We start from the raw sequence: 16,272 nt of genomic DNA on the forward strand, positions 1-16,272 counted from the left end.
TGGTGCGCAACCAGAGTTGCACTCGCTCAGTAGAGCCCTTCGAGTTCGTCCTCGACGTTCACACCGCCGTCGCCCCGCGCCCAGTCCAGCAGGGCGGCCTTCTGCCCCGCGTCGAGCCGCGCCTCGGGATGCCCCAGGCGGTAGCTCGCGAGCGGCATCTCGCCCTTCTCGATCTGCTGCACGATGTCCTCGCGGGCGTCGCGCTGCGCCTCGAAATCGAGGATGGGCCAGCGCGAGAAGTTGAGATCCTTGCGCCCTTCGTGGACGTGGTCCGCGAGCCACCAGGAGACCGGCGCGACGCGGCTGTACCAGGGCCAGCGCGTCTCGTTGGAGTGGCAGTCGTAGCAGGCGGCGCGCAGGATGTCCTTCACCGCGGGCGGCGCCTGGACGTCCATCGCCACCGGCGGGTTGTCGCGCCGGACCGGCACGAACTGGGCCGCGACGACGAGCACGGCCGCTGTCAGCCCGACCCGGCGCAGGAGCTTGCCGGCCTTCATCGCCCCTCCCTTCGCGACCGCCTACTTGAGCTGCTCGAGGATCCGCGAGGCAGCGCGGTTGTGCGCGTCCAGCTCCAGGGCGCGCTCGGCGCTCTTGCGCGCGCCGTCCTTGTCGTCCTTCGAGAGCAGCAGCTGCGCCTTCATGGTGTGGAGCGTGGTGTCCTCGGGATAGGCCTCGAGGTCGAGCTCGACCAGCGCCAGGGCGCCGTCCAGGTCGCCGCCCTCCTGCGCCAGGCTCTGCGCGGCGCTGACCAGGGTGCCGGCGCTGAAGTCGTAGGAGCCTGAGCCGTAGTACTCGTCCTTGAGCTCGCGGTAGCGGGCGATCGCGGCGTCGACGCCCTTGTCGTGCGCCACGCCCAGGATCACGCGGTCCAGCGTCTCGGGATTCTCGAGCCCGCGGTGGCAGGTGATGCAGCGCACGCGCGGGGCGTCCTCGTGACTCTCGGAGTGCTCGAACGCGGCCGGGAGCAGGTCGCCGTTGAGCTGCTGGACCATCTCCAGCATGCCGCGGGCCGTTCGCTTGTGGGCCAGTTCGTCGCTCGCCCAGTCGATGCTGCGGTGATCGCCCGGCGTCTTCTCGTGGTGGCAGAAAGTACAGCGCACGCCGAGCGCGGCGCTCATGTCCCGCATCTGACCGACCAGCTCCTCCTTGCCGATGTCCTTGGGGAAGACCTTCAGGTTCTCGAAGCTGTCGGGGATCTGGGCCAGCAGCGTGGGCGCGGAAAGCATGAGAAGCAGGGGCGCAAGCAGCAGGGCGCGTCGCAGGGTGGATCGCTTCATGGTAGCTCCGTTTCGCGGGCGAGGGGTTGGCGCAATCGCGGGAGCATAGGTGCTGCGCGCCGGGGGGCGCCAGGCAAAAGTCCTGCCCCCGGGCGACGCCCCGGGGCGCGCACGCGGACCGGTCCTTGATTCTGCACATTCCTGCCGTAATCCACACGATTTCTCCGTCTCCTCTTCGCAAGGCCTGCGGTGTCCGCAGGCGGCATCCAATCGAAGGGAGACGCGATGTACACGACCGCTCGCAGGGCGGCCGGGGCGATGTTCTTGGCCCTGGCCGTGACTGCACTCAACGCCGCCGGCGCGCTCGCGGACGCCGGCAAACCCCGGAACATCGAGGCCAGCCCCGACGGGCTGACGCTCGTCGCAACGAGCCTGGCCACCAGCAACATCACCCAGTTCACGGTCTCTCCCTTCACCGGGGCCGTGACGCACACGGAGATCGCCGTCGGCGCGCCGAGCTGGGATGTCTGCTTTCTCGACGCGAACCTGGCGGTGCTCTCACATCCCGATCTGGACGAGATGACCGTGCTCCAGCGGTCGGGGGGCAGCGGGCTCTTCGCCGTGGGCACGCCCATCGCGGTGCCCTACGGCTGCACGGAGATCCTCCGGGATCACACCGACCCCGGCCACGTGTACGTGGCCTGCAAGGGCGTGGCCCCGGGCGCCGAGAGCTGGCGCAACTCCGTTGTCAGGATCGACTGCGTGAATCGCCTGGTGGAGGCGGTCTTCGAGACCGAGCGCGAGCCGCGCGGCCTCGCGCTGTCGCCCGACGGGGAGCGTCTCTTCGTCGGCCACGTGCAGGGCGCGCTGGGGCAAGAGGGCCTGGCCGCCGACCACGCGCTGGCGGACAAGTCCTACGACGGCGGCAGCCTGCTCGTCTTCGACACCTCGGCTCCGTCGGCGCCGCTGCTGCGCTTCGCGCTGGGCAGCCCGATTCGTGGCCTGGCGGTCTTTCCTCCGCCCGGCACACCGTCCAACGCGATTCCTCCGAACTTCCCTGCCGGGCAGTACCGCGTGTACTTCAGCTACCTCGGCGAAGGTGCCCAGAGCGAGGATCCTCAGTTCGGCGGCCGGACGATCGCGAATGTCATCGGCAACATCGGCTTCGACGCAAGCAATCAGCCGCTGGGTACGGACCCCAACGACGAGAACTACCGGCAGAACGTCGTCTTCAACCACGAGCCCGACAACGACTTCCCGAATCCCGTGCGCTGGACGACGAACCGCGATGCGCTGCCTGCCGTATTGCCCGAGCGCTTCGCCTTCCGCTATGCGTTCGCCGGCGGTCTCGTGAAGTGGGAGCTGTGGACGACCTTCTCCGCCTCCGGCACCGTTGGCCGCGCGGACGTCGACGGTTCCGGCAAGCTCATCACCGAGGCCTTGCCCGGCGGCGACGCGAGCACGCTCTCGGACTTCGACGTGCTCGATCCGACCCTGCGCGGGAATCGCGACGCCCTCGGTCAGGACCCGACGATCAGCAACGCGAACACGATCGCCGCCAGCGGCGCGAACTCGAGCGTCATGAATGGCGGGATCGTCAACTATCGCCAGGCGCACAAGCCCGCGCTGGTGTGCCTGGGCGACCTGCTGAGCACGACGTCCTACCAGGGCAACCCCCGGGGCATCGTGTGGACGCGGCAGCGGGACGCGAATGCTCCCGACGCCCTGTGGATCGTGAATCAACTCGATCACGAGGCGCTGCGTCTCCGCGGCCTGACCAAGTTGACCAGCCTCGCGCTGGACCGCTACGGGCTCAGCGCCAGCGATCCCAATCTGCCCGAGGAACAGGCCTTCTTCACCTTCGGCGAGGCGTTCGACTTCCGCGAGGGCTCGACCGCTCGCGTGAACAACGTCAGCTGCGGCTCCTGCCACGTCGACGCGCACCTCGATGGCAAGGTGCGGCTCACGGTGAGCCTGTTCGCGCTTGCGCAGAACCCGATTCCGGTGGCCGTGCCGAGCATCTTCGACGTCGGCTCCACGGAGTGGCTGTTCTTCGACGGGTCGCGGACGATCCTGGACGACGACGACCTGAACAACGACGGCGTCGACGACGGCAAGTGCACCTACTGCGCGGGCAACCGCTTCTTCCGCGACACCAAGAGCTTCACCTTCGCCGCGGACTCCCCGCAGTCGCCGCATGACCCGGCGCCGGCGCCGGCGATCGACGCCAAGCTGGGAACCGTCGCGCAGCAGCGCGGCCGCGGGTGGTTCGAGCAGATGAACTGCGTGCGCTGCCACTCGGGCCCGACGACCACCTACTTCGAGCGCTTCAACGCGGAGTTCGATCAGTCCCTCAATCAGCTCTTCGACCAGGACCTGGAGATCGGACCGCTGACGCGGTCGCTCAAGGACGATGACCGGTACTTCCACGACGCGACCCAGTCCTTCATCACGCTGATCGGCGACGTCAGCAACAGCGCGTCGCTGCGCAACGGCTGCAACGTCGGCAGTCGGATTCCGCCAGTCAACCCGCTCCTCCAGGGACCCACCTTCGAGGCGGTGAACACGCCCGCCCTCGCGGGCGCCTGGGACAATGCGCCGTACTTCCACGACGGCCGCTACCGCACCCTGGATCAGGTCCTCGAACACACCTGGCTGCAGGAGTCGCTGACGGACCTGGCCGGCACCTCCTACAAGGCCGACAACCTGTATCTCGCGGCGCCCTACCACGACCCGTCGGAGATCTTGCCCGACAACGCCTACAACCAGTTCTCGCTGCAGGACGCGTCGGTGCCCGCGCCGATCAACACCCCGCTATTCAACTTCGGCACCCATAGCCACGAGTTTCCGCAGGGCATGGACACCAGCGTCGCCAGCTGGCTGGACACCCAGAGCGGCACGGCCAAGGGCGATCTGCTCGCGTTCATGAATGCGCTGAGCAGTCGTACGGATCCCTGCGCCGATCTGGCCGCGCCGCTGACGATCAGCGGACCCACCTTCCTCGTGCTGCCCAGCGGCGACACCGGCATCACCTGGACCACGAACGTCCCGGTGTCCTGCCGGGTGTCCTGGAACCGGGTGAACCAGGCCGAGGAGCCGGTGGAGTTCACGGCGGTGGGGACCACGCACTCGGTCATGTTGCCGACGCACGTCGACTACGACTACGAGGCCCGTGTCTCGGCGCAGGTGAAGATGTGCGGCGAAGAGGACTCGGCGCTCTTCACCTGGACGGCCACTCCGGGCGGCGCGCCGCTGTCGGGCGGCGGGGAGACGGGCATCCTCGCCATCGGCCCCAACCCCTTCAATCCGCTCACGCAGATCGACTTCGCGCTCGCCGAGGGCGCGATGGTGCGAGCCCAGGTCTACGACATCCTCGGTCGGCGCGTCGCGAGCCTCCAGGACGGCTACCTCGCGGCCGGCAGCCACTCCCTCCAGTGGGACGGGGAGAACGAGGGCGGCACCGACGTGGCCTCGGGCGTCTACTTCCTGGCCTTCTCGGCGGGCGAGCACACCGAGAAGCACCGTCTCGTCCTGCTCAAGTGAGCGGTCGAGCCTTCAACCGCGATGCCCCACCCGCTGCGGCGGGTGGGGCATCGTGCATAGGATCGGTGGAAACGCGGGCTAGCTCAGCGACCCCGTCGAAAGACCGTGAACACGATGAGCAGCCCCGCCGCCACGAGGCCCACGCCCTGCAGCACCGGGCTGGTCCAGCGCAGGCGGTGCAGCGCAACGCGCAGCGGGCTCCCCACGCGGAAGGCCACGCTGACGCCACCCGGCGGCAAGAGGTCCGCGGGCTGCGTGCCCAGCAGCGCGCGGTACTCGGTCCCCGGCTCGAGCGCGACCGTCACCGGCAGCTCCGCCGACGGCGACGCGCTCTCGCCGCTCCAGACTCGTTCGCCCTGGCTGTCGCGAAGCTCCACGCGGTAGCCCGAGGCGCCCTCCACCGGCGTCCACGCGAGCCTGTGCCGTCCCGCGCCGACGACCTCGCCCTCCACGGGGCGCAGGAAACGCGCGTCCTCGGCGCCACGCGAGATGCCGCCCAGGTCAACCGGCCGCGGGGGCATGATCAGCGCCGCGAGCGCGGCGGCCACGAGGGCCGCGCCCGCGAAGACGGGGGGGCGCATCCACCCGCGCAGGCTCAGCCAGCCGCTCAGACGGGTCTCACGCCGGCCGAGCGCATCCTGCCGCGCCAGCACGCGCGCGCGCTGATCGAGCTGACGGAGGAGCTGGCAAGCCTGACACGCGGACACGTGCGCCTCCAGCTGCTCGCGCAGGGAGGCGTCGGTCTCGGGCAATTCGAGTCGCCAGATCTGGTCACCGATGGGCGGATCGATGCACATGTAGGGACTGCTCTCGTGTGGGGACATCGTGTTTGCCTTTGACTGGGGCATCTAAGGCGTTGGTCGCTTGGCTCGACCGTATCGACCGCCGAGGAGGCCCCGATTAAAGAGCTCCGAAAGCTTTTTCAGGCACGCGTACTTCCGATAGTAGATTCCCTGCAGCGATCCGAGGCCCGCCTCGCGCTGCAGCTCCTCCATCGGACGCTCCTGGGAATAGATAGACGTCAGAAGGTCCCTGCATTCCGCCGGCAATTGCTTGAATGCCTGCTCGAGCAGCGCGTCGATCTCTCTGGCCTCGAGCATGTCCAGGGGACCGCGCTCTTCCGAGAGCGTGGCCTCGGCATCGTCCACGCGGACCATCGTTCGACGCTTCCGCCACCGGTAGAGATTCCGGCAGCGATTGCCGGCAATGGTCACGACGAAGGCCTCGGGCCGGTCGGGAGCGCGTCCCGCCCGACGGAGGTAGGCCAGCATCGACAGCAGGGAATCCTGAACGACGTCCTCGCGCTCCGGGTCGTCGGGCACGAGAAAGCGCCCGACCTCGAGTCGGATGCTCTGTTCCAGGTGCCGGCAGATGCGGTCGCCGGCGGCGTCGTCGCCGGCGATGTAGGCCTGGATGTCCGCGCCAAGCTGCTCTGGACCCACCGCGACTCCCCTGACCAGCGCCCGCTCGCCCCGGTGGAGCGCCGGTCTCTGCCTCTGCTTGGGCGATGCCTTGCGGCATCGCTCCCGATGTGTCAAGGTCTGGTCCATGCCTCGGCAGGGGTGCACGGCCACGACACCCATTCGTAGTTACTTACCAACAGGGAAGATAGCGAGCATGGGCCGGCGCTGTCCAGTTCGGACATTCCTTTTTCTTTCACTGCTTCTCGGAATCCTGGGTTCCGGCGCCTGCGAGCGCCGGTCGGCTCCCGACGGGCTGCAGGGCGTCCCTCTCTCCGATGAACTGCGCCCGGCCATTGAGGCCTCGCGGCGCTCGCTGGCAGAGGGGGATCGGGGCGACTCGCTGGTCATCCGGGAGCTGGACCGATTCTACGGGCTGCAGGCGATGCTCTACAGCAAGGCCGATCGAACGGCGGCCATCGACAGCCTCTTTGCGCTGTGGGATGCGAACCCCCGCAGCGTGCTCTGGCCAGAGCTCGCTGCCTACAATGTGCGCTACATCGGTCAGAGCCGCTGTCTCGAGATGTTCGAGCATCCGGGGCTGCCGGATACCACGACGGTCCTGGGCCTCTATCTCGATGCCTGGCGAACCATCATCGCCCGTCACGGCAACAGCGGCTTCCAGCGGGCCTACGCGCGGCGTGAGGAGCTGGAGCCGTGGGAGCAGGTCTGGGCGACGATCCGCCTGTCCTGGCGCGACGCGCTTCACGGGGAGGCCGACCAGGCGGCCGCCCGCTTGCTCGACGCGCTTCCCCTGGCCCGTGCCACCGGCGGCTGGCGCCTCGAGACGACGACCTGGCTCTATCTCGTCCAGGCCCTGCAGGCGGGCGACCACCTCGATGACGCCCTTCACGCCGTCGCGATGGGAGAGGCACTGGCCTCCGCCGTCCGCAGGGAGACGGGCGACGCCAGCGTGCTGATGAACCTGCGTCTCATGGAGGCCGACCTGCGCGCCGTCCGGCACGAGCTGCCGGCGGCCTTCGCGCTGTACGGCGAGTGCGTTGACTCCAGCCTCGCGAATGGCCTCTCGTACGTCGCGGGCATGGCTCTCGCTCGCGCCGGCATCGCCACGGACCGGGGTGGTGACTACGCGAAGGGGCTCCCATACTATCGCCGTGGCCTTGCCCTGGCCCGCGCGGACGGCGATTCGATGTCCGTCCAGATCCTCTTGGCGAATCTCATGCGGCGCCACCTGATCCTGGGCGACCTCGACTCGAGCCGGGTCTACCTCGAGGCCGGGGAACGCTGGATCCAGCTCTACCCCAATCCGAGCAGCCGCGCTCGATTCCCGCTGATCCAGGCGGAGTACTACGCGAAGGTCGGCGACTACGCCAAGGTGGACTCCCTGGTCGAAGTCGCCGTGAGCTTCACGCCGAACACGACCAGCACCTCCACCATGACCGAGCTGCATCTGGAGCTGATCAAGCAGGGCATGGAGCGGGGGCGCCCGGCTCAGGCGTATCGTTCGATCTCCGTGCTGGACTCCCTCAGCCATCTCGGGGGCAGCTCGGCCGCGGATCGCAACGAACGCTTCGACCTGAAGATCAACAGCGCGGAGTTCTACGCCCGGCAAGGCCAGTTCGCGCTTGCCGTCGACGCCCTGACCCGCGCGGACTCGGCGCTGACGGCCCGACCCGATCCGGCGCGCGCCTGGCAACTGGACAGGGAGCGAGGCGCCGTCGCCAAGCGGCGAGGCGACCTCGGCGCGGCCGAAGCGGCGTTTCGCGGCTGTCTGCGACGGGCTGAAGACCAGCGCGACGAGGACCGGGCGGCCCAGAGTCGGCTGCTGCTCGCAGGAGTACTCCTGGACGAGGGCAAGTACGCCGATGTCCGCGAACTCTTGAGCGACCCCGAGGAGGGCGCCTTCGGGGGTCGATTCCGCACCCGCCTGGAGTCGGCGTTGCTGCGGGGCGTCTCGCTGTCGCGCGAGCATCGGTTCGAGGATGCGCTTCGGGAGCTGGAGCGCATGCGCGCCCTCTGCACTTCCAGTTCGCCGCCGGACCTCCTCATGCGGCTGGATCTCGAGACCGGAAGGGCGGAGGCCGGCCGCGGAGATCGCCGAAAGGCGCGACAGGCCTATGCGAGCGTGGGTGCGCTGTTGCGCACGGAAGGGGCGGCCGACGATCTCGACGATGACACGGTGCTCGACGCGGATCTTCGACGCGACCTGGCGGAGTCAATGCTCGATCTCGCCGTGGGCCCCAACGGGGAGTCGGTGACCGGCCAGAACGCGGCGACGGCACTCGCCGACGTCTGGGCGCTGCTGCCGAGCTGGGGCGCCGCCTCTCCGACGCCGCCCGCTCGCATGGCGCCCAATCAGCTCGTCTACTTCGTGGGCCGTGAGCACTCCTACCGCTGGCGCTACGGCACGGGCGCCGCCGAACTGCGTCGGCTTCCGGGCGAGGCGGAGCTGCTTGGACTCCTGGGGCCTGTTCTCGCCGATCTGGGGCGTCCGGGGCGGGACTCCGTGCCTTCGGAGCTCGTCGCCCTCGCCGAGGCCCTCGGGGGGATCCCCGTGGACTGGAGCCGGGACAGCACGCTCACGATCGTGCCCGACGGCCCCCTCTTCGCCGTGCCCTGGTGCGCCCTCCAGACGGGACGCGCACCCGAGGAAGTCTGGCTGGAGCGGGGCGCCATTCGGCTGGCCGATGCGCCATCCGGGCGCCACTCCGCCGCAAGCGTCGACCACGCGCGGTGCCGGCTGCTGGCCCTGGGCGTGGATGGGAGCGCCGCGGCGGCGGAAAGCGGACTGAAGGCGCTCCACCATGCGGAGAGGGAGGCGCGGGAGATCGTCGAACTCTGGCCGGCGGGGCTGGGGAGCCTGCGAGTGGGGGAAGACGCCGACTGGCGCGACCTGGAGTCGGCCGGGCTGGCCCGCTACGACGTCATCCACATCGCGAGTCACGCCCTGATCTATCAGGGCCGCGCCGACAGGACCACGCTCATGCTCGCGGGCGCGAGCGGCGACCCGTTGACGTCGAGCGAGATCTCGCGGAGCCGACTCGAAGCCCGGCTCGTCTTTCTCTCCTGCTGCGAGGCGGCCGAGTCGGTCCGCCGCGGCGTCGGGGCGGGCCATGCGGGTCTCGCCCGCAGCTTCCTCAGGGCCGGCGCCGAGACCGTGGTGGCGCCCAGCATCCGCGTCGACGACGAGGCGGCAGCCGACTTCGCGCAGGAGTTCTACAGGCGTTGGCTCCTGGGGGCGAGTCCCGCCGAAGCCCTTCGCCAGACTCAGCTCGACCTTCGTGAGCGCCAGTCCGGCAAGTCCCACCCCTACTACTGGGCGTTCTACCAGGCCATCTCGCGCTAGCATCGCTCCAAGCCGGGCGTCAAAAGAGCGCAGCCGCCCGTGGAGTGCGGGCGGCTGCGAGTGGGCGCGATGCGCGGGGTCCTCGACTAGGGCGTGGGCGGATCGGGATCCGGCTTGATGTCCCAGTCCGAGAAGTGCAGGACCTTGAAGGAAATCTGATAGCGGTTGATGCCCGCGAAGTAGGTCACCGTGGGCGTGCCGATATCGCCTTCCCCGATCTCTCCGCCTTCGCCGTAGATGTGGTAGAAGTACTCCAGCGGGTCCTCGCTGGGGAAGGGCTCCCAGGGCATCCACGTCGTGTAGACGGTCAGCGAATCCTGGAACGTCTCGCCGTCAGGCCCAAGCCGCACGAGCACGCGGCTCATGATCTCGGGATTCTGCCGGTAGGCGTCGTAGGTGGGGATCCGCATCGTGAAGTCGACCGGGTTGCCGCCCTCAGGCAGGGCCGTCGGCGGCACGTTGAGGCCGAAGGTGCAGTTGCGCGGCCACGAGGGCAGGTCGGCGAACATGACCACGCCCTGCCCCGGCTGGACCGTTCCCACGATCGAGTCGTACTCGAGCCCGTCGAGAAAATCGAGCCAGTCGAAGTCGTTGCCGAGGTTGAAGGCGACCGGCGAGTCGGAGCCATCCGCGGGGCCTGCCAAGTCGCTGCGGTCGACGCTGCAGCCGTAGAGCAGAAGGGCGGCCATGGCCATCAAGAGGATCAGGTGTTTCTGCTTCATTCGTCACTCCTGCATCACTTGGGCTGGGGCGCGTAGTCCGGGGCGTCCCGGTCCAATCGTCCATGGGTTAGGATAGCACGGGGTAGCGAGCAACTTCACTCACTGGTTCGACACCGGCCCGGCGGCATTTCAAGATCGCATTTCTGCGACGCGGCGCGCGCGCAGCAGGCCGGTCAGCGCGAGCAGTAGCCCGGCGACGGCCAGCGCCAGGATCCATCGTTCGGCCCAGCGGAACTGGTGCAGCGCGCGCGCGCCGAGGCTCCCGGTGCGGAACGCCACGCTCACGCTCCCGGGCAGCAGCAGGTCCCGTGGCTCGGTGGACAGCAGCGCCCGATACCTTCCCGAACTGCCGAGTGCCTCGGAGGGAACGCTGAGCGAGCGCCCCTCGCTGCGCCCTTCGTAGACGACCTCGCCCTGCCCGTCCCGCAACTGCACCCTGTAGGCGCTCGCCCCGGGTACCGCGCTCCAGTGCAGGTGGACGCTCCCGGCATCGAGCACCTCGCCCTCCACCGGATGCTGGAAGCGCGCCGGCTCGTTTCCGCGGAACGCGGGCCCCGCGCCGATGGGGCGGGGCGGGAGCAGGGCCATGCAGACCAACGCCGCCGCGACCGCCAGGCCGCCCGTCGCGAAGCTCAGCGCGCGCGACAAGCGGCGAACGACGCGCCCGTCGATGCGGTGCTTCGGATGCACCGCCAGCCCGCGCTCGAGCAGCGCGGGATCCACCGGCGCGGGCGCGGCGCCTTCCCAGTCCGCCACGATCCGCTGCGCCTCGACGTAGGCCGCGTGGCACTCCTCGCACGCGGACAGATGCCGCCAGTCCTCCTGCGACAGACCGTCGGTCCCGCCCTCCGCCAGGCGCGCGAGCGTCTCCAGGTCCAGATGTGGGTGATGCATGCGTGGCCCCGCTGTCGTCCTCGCGCGCGCCGCAGCGTGCGCGATCCCCCCGGTTCGATGACTCGATATGGTAGACGTCAGTAACGTCCCGTTTACCGATTCTTCATCCAGTTGACACCTGTCAGAGGCTCGTTTCAAGGGCGCGTCGCATCCGCCGCAGCGCCGTGCTCAGTCGCGTGAACGCGCGCCGCGTGCTCTGCAGCCCCAGCTCCGCCGCGATCTGCCGTGCGCTGAGGCCGCGGGCGAAGCGCAGAGCCAGGATGCGGCGGTCCTCGGGCGCCAGCGAGTCCAGGGCGGCGCGAAGCCGACCGAACTCCACGCGCTCCTCCTTCCGGGCGAGGATCTCGTCCGGACTCATGGCGTGCATCCGGTTGCGGTTCTCCAGGCGCTGCTCGTCGTGGTACTCCAGCGCGCGCCCCGAGGGCGCGGCGCCGGCGCGCGCCTGCAGCGCGTAGTCGAGACGTCGCCGACGGGACGGGCTCAGGGCCTGCAACAGGGCGCCCAGCTCTTCCTCCAGGGTCTCGACGGGCCGCCCCTCCGCGCGCAGCCGGTGCCGGATCGCCTCGAGACTCAGTCCCTCGTCGAAGTGCATCCGGTAGAGCTCGCGCGCGCTCTCGTCCATGCGGGCGAGCTGCGCCGGCTCCTGCCGCCGCCCCTGTCGATGGCGCAGGCGGTCCAGCGCCGCGCTCCGCGCCACGAGCACCAGCCAGGTCGACAGCCTCGAGTCGCCCCGGTACTGGCCGATCTGTCCGCGGTAGAGCCGTTCCAGCACGGCGACGTAGACCGTGGCCACCTCCTCGTCGTCCCGCAGGATGTGGCGAAGCGTGTGCTGAAGCAGCCCCGTGTAGCGCTCCACGAAGGTGTGCCAGGCCGCCAGGGAGCCGTCCGCCACCTGCTGGGCGAGTCGATGGTCGTCCTGGGCGCCGGGCGAGTGCATGCCGGTGTCTCCGTGGGCGAGCTGTCGGGGAGGAACCTGCCAACGCCCCTTCGACAGCGCCGGGATCGCTTTTCAAGCGCCGATCGCGCCGCTTGACGCGCGGCGGGCGCGCTCACTAGTCTTGCGGGCATGTCGCGTCGCATCGCATTCCTGTTGCTGCTTCTGGCCTCGCTGCCGCGGGTCGCGCGCGCGGAAGCGCCCGTGGACGCCCCCCGCGCCGTGCTGGAGGAAAGCACCCACGACTTCGGCGAGGTGTGGGAGGGCGAGGCGCTGCGCCATGTCTTCCGCTTCCGCAACGGCGGGAGCACGCCGCTGCTCGCCAAGGGCGGGTGAGCCTGTTCGGCCGTGCTGGTCAGCGCGGCGGACGGCGACCCCGACTGGAGCACCGAGCCCATCACCCTGGCTCCCGGCGACAGCGGTCTCGCCCAGATCACGGTGACACCCACCGGCTTCGGGCAGTGGTCCCGGGTCTTCACGCTGGAGACCAACGCGCCGCGGCAGTCCAAGCTGCGCCTGGTGCTGACGGCGGACATCAAGCCGCGGCTCGACGTCGAGCCCCGGGTGGTGGACCTGGGCCGCCTGCCCGCGGGCAGCGACACCTGCGCGGTGGTGCGTCTGCGACCGCTGCGCGACGAGACGCTCGAGATCGCGGAGGTCGCCGTGGACGCCGGCGCCGCCGGCCGGGGCGAGCCCGGCAGCGCGGCAGGCGGTCGCGCGGAGCCGCCCGCGCTCGACGCCAGCTACGCGCGCGACCCCGACGACGCCTCCGCCTGGCTCGTCACCCTCTGCCTGCGCCCGGAGCGGGGGCCGGGGCCGCTGGGCGCGGCCGTGCGCGTGCGCGCCAGCAATCCCGAGCTGCCCGAAGTGGAGATCTTCGTGAAGGGCACGCTCACGGGGGGGCTGAGCTATCCCGAGCGCGTCGAGCTCGAGAGTCCCTTCGAAGGCCTGGGCGACGAGACCACGGTCCCGCTGCGGCGGCTCAGCGGCCCGCCCTTCCACGTCGTCGCCGCCGCCGTGAACGACCCGCATCTGCGCGCGGAGGTGCAGACGGTCGAGGAGGGCGAGGCCTACGACATCCTGCTGACCCTACTCCCCGACATGCCCGGCGGCGTGCACTCGGCCCTGCTGCGCGTCACGACCGACCGCGCCGACCTCCCCGAGGTGGCCGTGGTCGTGCAGGTGCGAATGGGCCGGCAGGGGCGTGGCGGACGCGAGCGCTGATCCGACCGATTGACAGGGCGCTCGAACGCGGTAAGGCTGAGGTCATCCCCTCTCCCTCGCGTCTGTCACGGACATCGACTCCTCTCGTAGTGATCTGCGGACCCACTGGGGTCCATCCGCCACTTGCCCGTCGCCCGCGGGAGCCCCTGCTCCGCGCCACGCGCGCCGCCGCTCTCCCGCACCGCCCTTGGAGGTGCCCACACATGAAGCATTCATTGTCCAGATTGCAGTCTTTGCCCGCGCGCGCCGCGCTGGTCGCGCTTGCGCTTGCGCTGGGATCCGCCACGTTGGCCGCGGCCGCCGCGCCGCCCGCCCCCGAGCCCGCGCACGGGCTGCCCGGCGATCTGCTCGTCGGCCCCGCCGCCGGCGACCAGACCGACCCCGCGATCGCGCCCGGCGGCTCCGGCTTTCTCGCCGTCTGGGCCGACGCCCGCAGCAGCCTCGGCGACGCCAGCGGCGACGGCGGCACCGGGCGCGACATCTACGCCGCCCGCCTCGACGCGGACGGCCAGCTCATCGACAGCACGCCGCTCGTCCTCACGCATGCCTTCGCCGACCAGTACGATCCCCGCGCCGTGTGGAACGGCAGCGCCTGGCTCGTGCTGTGGACCGGCACCGAACCCTACGCCCAGTACGAGCGCCACTTCGTCGAGGGCGTGCGCGTGGCGGCCGACGGCACGCTGCTCGACGCCGCGCCCATGCTGCTCTGGGACGAGGGCGGCGTGGAGGACGACTTCCGCGGCGCCGCCAGCGACGGCAGCGACTGGGCCCTGGTCTTCCAGCAGACCTACATCCAGGGCCTCGGCACCAAGGAGCGGCTCGTGGGCAAGCGCGTCACGGGCGCGGGCGCGATCCTCAACGCGCCGTCCTACCTCTACTCGCCGTCCTGCTGCTCGTTCTTCTGGCACACGGGCATGGCGTACGCGAACGGCGTCTACCTGGTGGTCTTCGAGGGCTACTTCGACAGCTGGAACTACGGCATCTACGGCCTGCGCTTGAACGGCAACCTGCAGACCCTGGACAGCTATCCCCTCGAGATGGTGGGGACGAGCTGGGCCGACGACCTCTACTACAGCAATCCCGACGTGGCCTCCAACGGCAGCGAGTTCTACGTGACCTGGCAGCACTGGAACTACGGCGACGACAGCAGCCAGGTCCTCGGCGCCCGGATCAGCACGGCCGGCAGCTCGCTGGACGGCGACGGCGTCGCCATCTCGAACACGCTCGCCCACAAGTTCGACGACTCGCCGCTGGTGGCCTGGGACGGCGGCCAGTGGGTCGTCGGCTGGCCCGAGGGCGAGACGCGTCTCGCGCGCGTCGCCGCCGACGGCAGCGTGCTCGACCCGGGCGGCGTGGCCTTCCCGACCCTGCCGAGCCCCGCGCTGGCCGAGGCCGACGGCGGCCTCCAGGCCCTCTGGTCGGAGAACCGCGGCGGCGGCGCGACGCCTTACGACGTCTTCTCGGCCCGCGTGAACGCCGACCTCTCGCTCGGCGCCGACGCCTGCGTGGGCCTCGCCGCGCCGGCCCAGCGCGGGGCGTCGCTCGCCCAGGGCGATCAGACCGCGCTGCTCGTCTTCCTCAGCGAACTCTCGGGCGACAGCCGCGTGAAGGCCCAGCTGCTGGACCTGCGCGGCAACGCGCTCATGGGCGAGCCCATGGAGATCGCCCAGGACGCGGTCGGACCGCCGGCCGTGGCCTTCGACGGGACGCGCTTCCTCGTCGCCTGGGGCGATGCGGAGTCGGGCGAGGTGCGCGCGCTTCGCGTGGGGGCGGACGGCGCTCCGCTGGACGGCACGCCGATCGGGCTCTTCCCCGGACGCGATCCCGCCGTGTCCGGCATGGACGGCCTCTTCCTCGTGAGCGCCGCCGGCGCCGCCGGCGCCGTCGCGACGCGCGTGGATGGCGCGGGCGGCGACCTGCTCGACGCACCGCCTCTCGTCCTCGAGAACGCGGCGACGGCACACGTGAGCGTCGGCGCGCTGGGCGGCGACTACTGGCTGGCGGCCTGGGAAACGCTGGGTCAGCAGGACGGCAGCGAGATCCACGGGGCGCTCGTGGCGCCCGCGGGAACCGTGGCCGGTCCGCTGCCGATCACACCCAGCGGCGACGGCATCGCGCCCTTGCGTCCGGCGGTGGCCAGCGGCGACACGGCGCTCGTGCTGTGGCAGGATCCCCGCGCCGGCGCGGACAACCTGGACCTCTACGGCCGCCGCCTCGCGGCTGCCGGCCTCACCTTCCTGGACGGCGCCGGCGTCCAGCTCACGGACGTTGCCGGCAGCCAGACCGACGGCCACGCGGCCTGGGATGGCCAGCGCTTCGTCACCGCATTCAGCGACGACCGCGGCCAGGTGAATCACCTCGACGGCCGGCTGCAGGTCTACCGCGGCTGGGTCGCCGCCACCGGCGAGCCCGTGGAAGCTCCGGAGGGTCTGCCCGTTCTCGGCAGCGCGCAGGCGACCACGCTGGATCCGGCGATCGCGGCGGACGCGGCGGGGAACACCGTCTACCTGGCCTCCGTCTTCGACGCGAGCGCGGCCACGGCCTACCGCCTGCAGCTTCGCTACGCCGGTGAGAGCACCGGCGTCGAGGATCTGCCCGCCGCCCGCCGGCAGCTGGCCGTCTACCCGAACCCCGCGAATCCGTCGGTGCAGATCCGTTTCGCGCTGCCGTCGGCCACGCGGCCGAGCGTCGGCATCTACGATCTGCGCGGCGCGCGCGTGGCCACGCTGGACCCGGGCGTGCTGCCCGCGGGGGGCCAGGAGCTGCACTGGGACGGGCGATCCGACGGCGGCCGCGAGCTGCCCTCGGGCATCTACTTCGTGAGGCTGCGGGCAGCGGGGGTCGACGAGACCGCGAAGCTGACCCTGCTCCGCTGAGCCGAGGGGATGACGGGCCGGCGCGCGCCGGCCCGTCGCTCCCAAAAACCGCCAAAAAGTGGCTGCAGGAGCCGATTTCTCCTTCCCAAACCGGC

12 protein-coding genes are annotated in these 16,272 nt (G+C 70.5%); 5 read left to right on the plus strand and 7 right to left on the minus strand.

What is annotated here, in order from left to right:
- Nucleotides 1–26: 26 nt before the first annotated feature.
- Nucleotides 27–497 (minus strand): heme-binding domain-containing protein, encoded by a 471-nt coding sequence (locus tag H6693_06990; protein ID MCB9515925.1) that lies wholly within the window; start codon nt 495–497, stop codon nt 27–29.
- A 21-nt stretch (nt 498–518) separates the two neighbouring features.
- Entirely contained in the window at nt 519–1,277 is a 759-nt protein-coding gene (locus H6693_06995) for a c-type cytochrome (GenBank protein MCB9515926.1), read from the minus strand.
- Nucleotides 1,278–1,502: 225 nt separating this feature from the next.
- On the opposite strand from H6693_06995, the gene H6693_07000 reads away from it, so the two are divergent.
- Nucleotides 1,503–4,760 (plus strand): T9SS type A sorting domain-containing protein, encoded by a 3,258-nt coding sequence (locus H6693_07000; GenBank protein MCB9515927.1) that lies wholly within the window; start codon nt 1,503–1,505, stop codon nt 4,758–4,760.
- Nucleotides 4,761–4,843: 83 nt separating this feature from the next.
- Here the strand turns inward: H6693_07000 and H6693_07005 are convergent, their stop codons facing one another.
- Nucleotides 4,844–5,584 carry a fibronectin type III domain-containing protein gene (locus tag H6693_07005; protein MCB9515928.1) on the minus strand — a complete coding sequence of 247 codons (741 nt, stop codon included), beginning with the start codon at nt 5,582–5,584 and terminating at the stop codon, nt 4,844–4,846.
- A gap of 24 nt (nt 5,585–5,608) precedes the next feature.
- The gene (locus H6693_07010) at nt 5,609–6,202 is read right to left on the minus strand and encodes a sigma-70 family RNA polymerase sigma factor (protein MCB9515929.1); all 594 of its coding nucleotides are present in this window, start codon (nt 6,200–6,202) and stop codon (nt 5,609–5,611) included.
- 403 nt (nt 6,203–6,605) lie between these two features.
- On the opposite strand from H6693_07010, the gene H6693_07015 reads away from it, so the two are divergent.
- Complete coding sequence (locus H6693_07015; protein ID MCB9515930.1) at nt 6,606–9,527, plus strand: CHAT domain-containing protein; 2,922 nt, start codon at nt 6,606–6,608, stop codon at nt 9,525–9,527.
- A gap of 86 nt (nt 9,528–9,613) precedes the next feature.
- On the opposite strand, the gene H6693_07020 is transcribed toward H6693_07015, so the two are convergent.
- The 3 genes from H6693_07020 to H6693_07030 all read right to left on the minus strand — a co-directional run bounded on the left by H6693_07020 (nt 9,614) and on the right by H6693_07030 (nt 12,080).
- On the minus strand, nt 9,614–10,249 hold the full coding sequence (locus tag H6693_07020; GenBank protein MCB9515931.1) for a hypothetical protein: 636 nt from the start codon (nt 10,247–10,249) through the stop codon (nt 9,614–9,616).
- 129 nt (nt 10,250–10,378) lie between these two features.
- Nucleotides 10,379–11,143, minus strand: coding sequence for a hypothetical protein (locus H6693_07025; GenBank protein MCB9515932.1), 765 nt, complete (start codon nt 11,141–11,143; stop codon nt 10,379–10,381).
- A gap of 121 nt (nt 11,144–11,264) precedes the next feature.
- Complete coding sequence (locus tag H6693_07030) at nt 11,265–12,080, minus strand: sigma-70 family RNA polymerase sigma factor (GenBank protein ID MCB9515933.1); 816 nt, start codon at nt 12,078–12,080, stop codon at nt 11,265–11,267.
- 129 nt (nt 12,081–12,209) lie between these two features.
- On the opposite strand from H6693_07030, the gene H6693_07035 reads away from it, so the two are divergent.
- The 3 genes from H6693_07035 (at nt 12,210) to H6693_07045 (ending at nt 16,177) form a co-directional block, all read left to right on the plus strand.
- On the plus strand, nt 12,210–12,413 hold the full coding sequence (locus H6693_07035; protein MCB9515934.1) for a DUF1573 domain-containing protein: 204 nt from the start codon (nt 12,210–12,212) through the stop codon (nt 12,411–12,413).
- A gap of 12 nt (nt 12,414–12,425) precedes the next feature.
- Nucleotides 12,426–13,301 (plus strand): hypothetical protein, encoded by an 876-nt coding sequence (locus H6693_07040; GenBank protein MCB9515935.1) that lies wholly within the window; start codon nt 12,426–12,428, stop codon nt 13,299–13,301.
- 203 nt (nt 13,302–13,504) lie between these two features.
- Nucleotides 13,505–16,177 (plus strand): hypothetical protein, encoded by a 2,673-nt coding sequence (locus tag H6693_07045; GenBank protein ID MCB9515936.1) that lies wholly within the window; start codon nt 13,505–13,507, stop codon nt 16,175–16,177.
- Nucleotides 16,178–16,272 lie beyond the last annotated feature (95 nt).

It is taken from the genome of Candidatus Latescibacterota bacterium (assembly GCA_020633725.1).
In the GTDB taxonomy this organism is placed as follows: domain Bacteria; phylum Krumholzibacteriota; class Krumholzibacteriia; order JACNKJ01; family JACNKJ01; genus VGXI01.

Excerpts from the sequence above, each read along its gene's own strand:
- H6693_07005 (MCB9515928.1), bottom strand. The coding sequence starts at position 5,584 with ATGTCCCCACACGAGAGCAGTCCCTACATGTGCATCGATCCGCCCATC.
- H6693_07000 (MCB9515927.1), top strand. The coding sequence starts at position 1,503 with ATGTACACGACCGCTCGCAGGGCGGCCGGGGCGATGTTCTTGGCCCTG.
- H6693_07025 (MCB9515932.1), bottom strand. The coding sequence starts at position 11,143 with ATGCATCACCCACATCTGGACCTGGAGACGCTCGCGCGCCTGGCGGAG.
- H6693_07020 (MCB9515931.1), bottom strand. The coding sequence starts at position 10,249 with ATGAAGCAGAAACACCTGATCCTCTTGATGGCCATGGCCGCCCTTCTG.
- H6693_07015 (MCB9515930.1), top strand. The coding sequence starts at position 6,606 with ATGCTCTACAGCAAGGCCGATCGAACGGCGGCCATCGACAGCCTCTTT.
- H6693_07030 (MCB9515933.1), bottom strand. The coding sequence starts at position 12,080 with ATGCACTCGCCCGGCGCCCAGGACGACCATCGACTCGCCCAGCAGGTG.
- H6693_07045 (MCB9515936.1), top strand. The coding sequence starts at position 13,505 with ATGAAGCATTCATTGTCCAGATTGCAGTCTTTGCCCGCGCGCGCCGCG.
- H6693_07035 (MCB9515934.1), top strand. The coding sequence starts at position 12,210 with ATGTCGCGTCGCATCGCATTCCTGTTGCTGCTTCTGGCCTCGCTGCCG.
- H6693_06990 (MCB9515925.1), bottom strand. The coding sequence starts at position 497 with ATGAAGGCCGGCAAGCTCCTGCGCCGGGTCGGGCTGACAGCGGCCGTG.
- H6693_06995 (MCB9515926.1), bottom strand. The coding sequence starts at position 1,277 with ATGAAGCGATCCACCCTGCGACGCGCCCTGCTGCTTGCGCCCCTGCTT.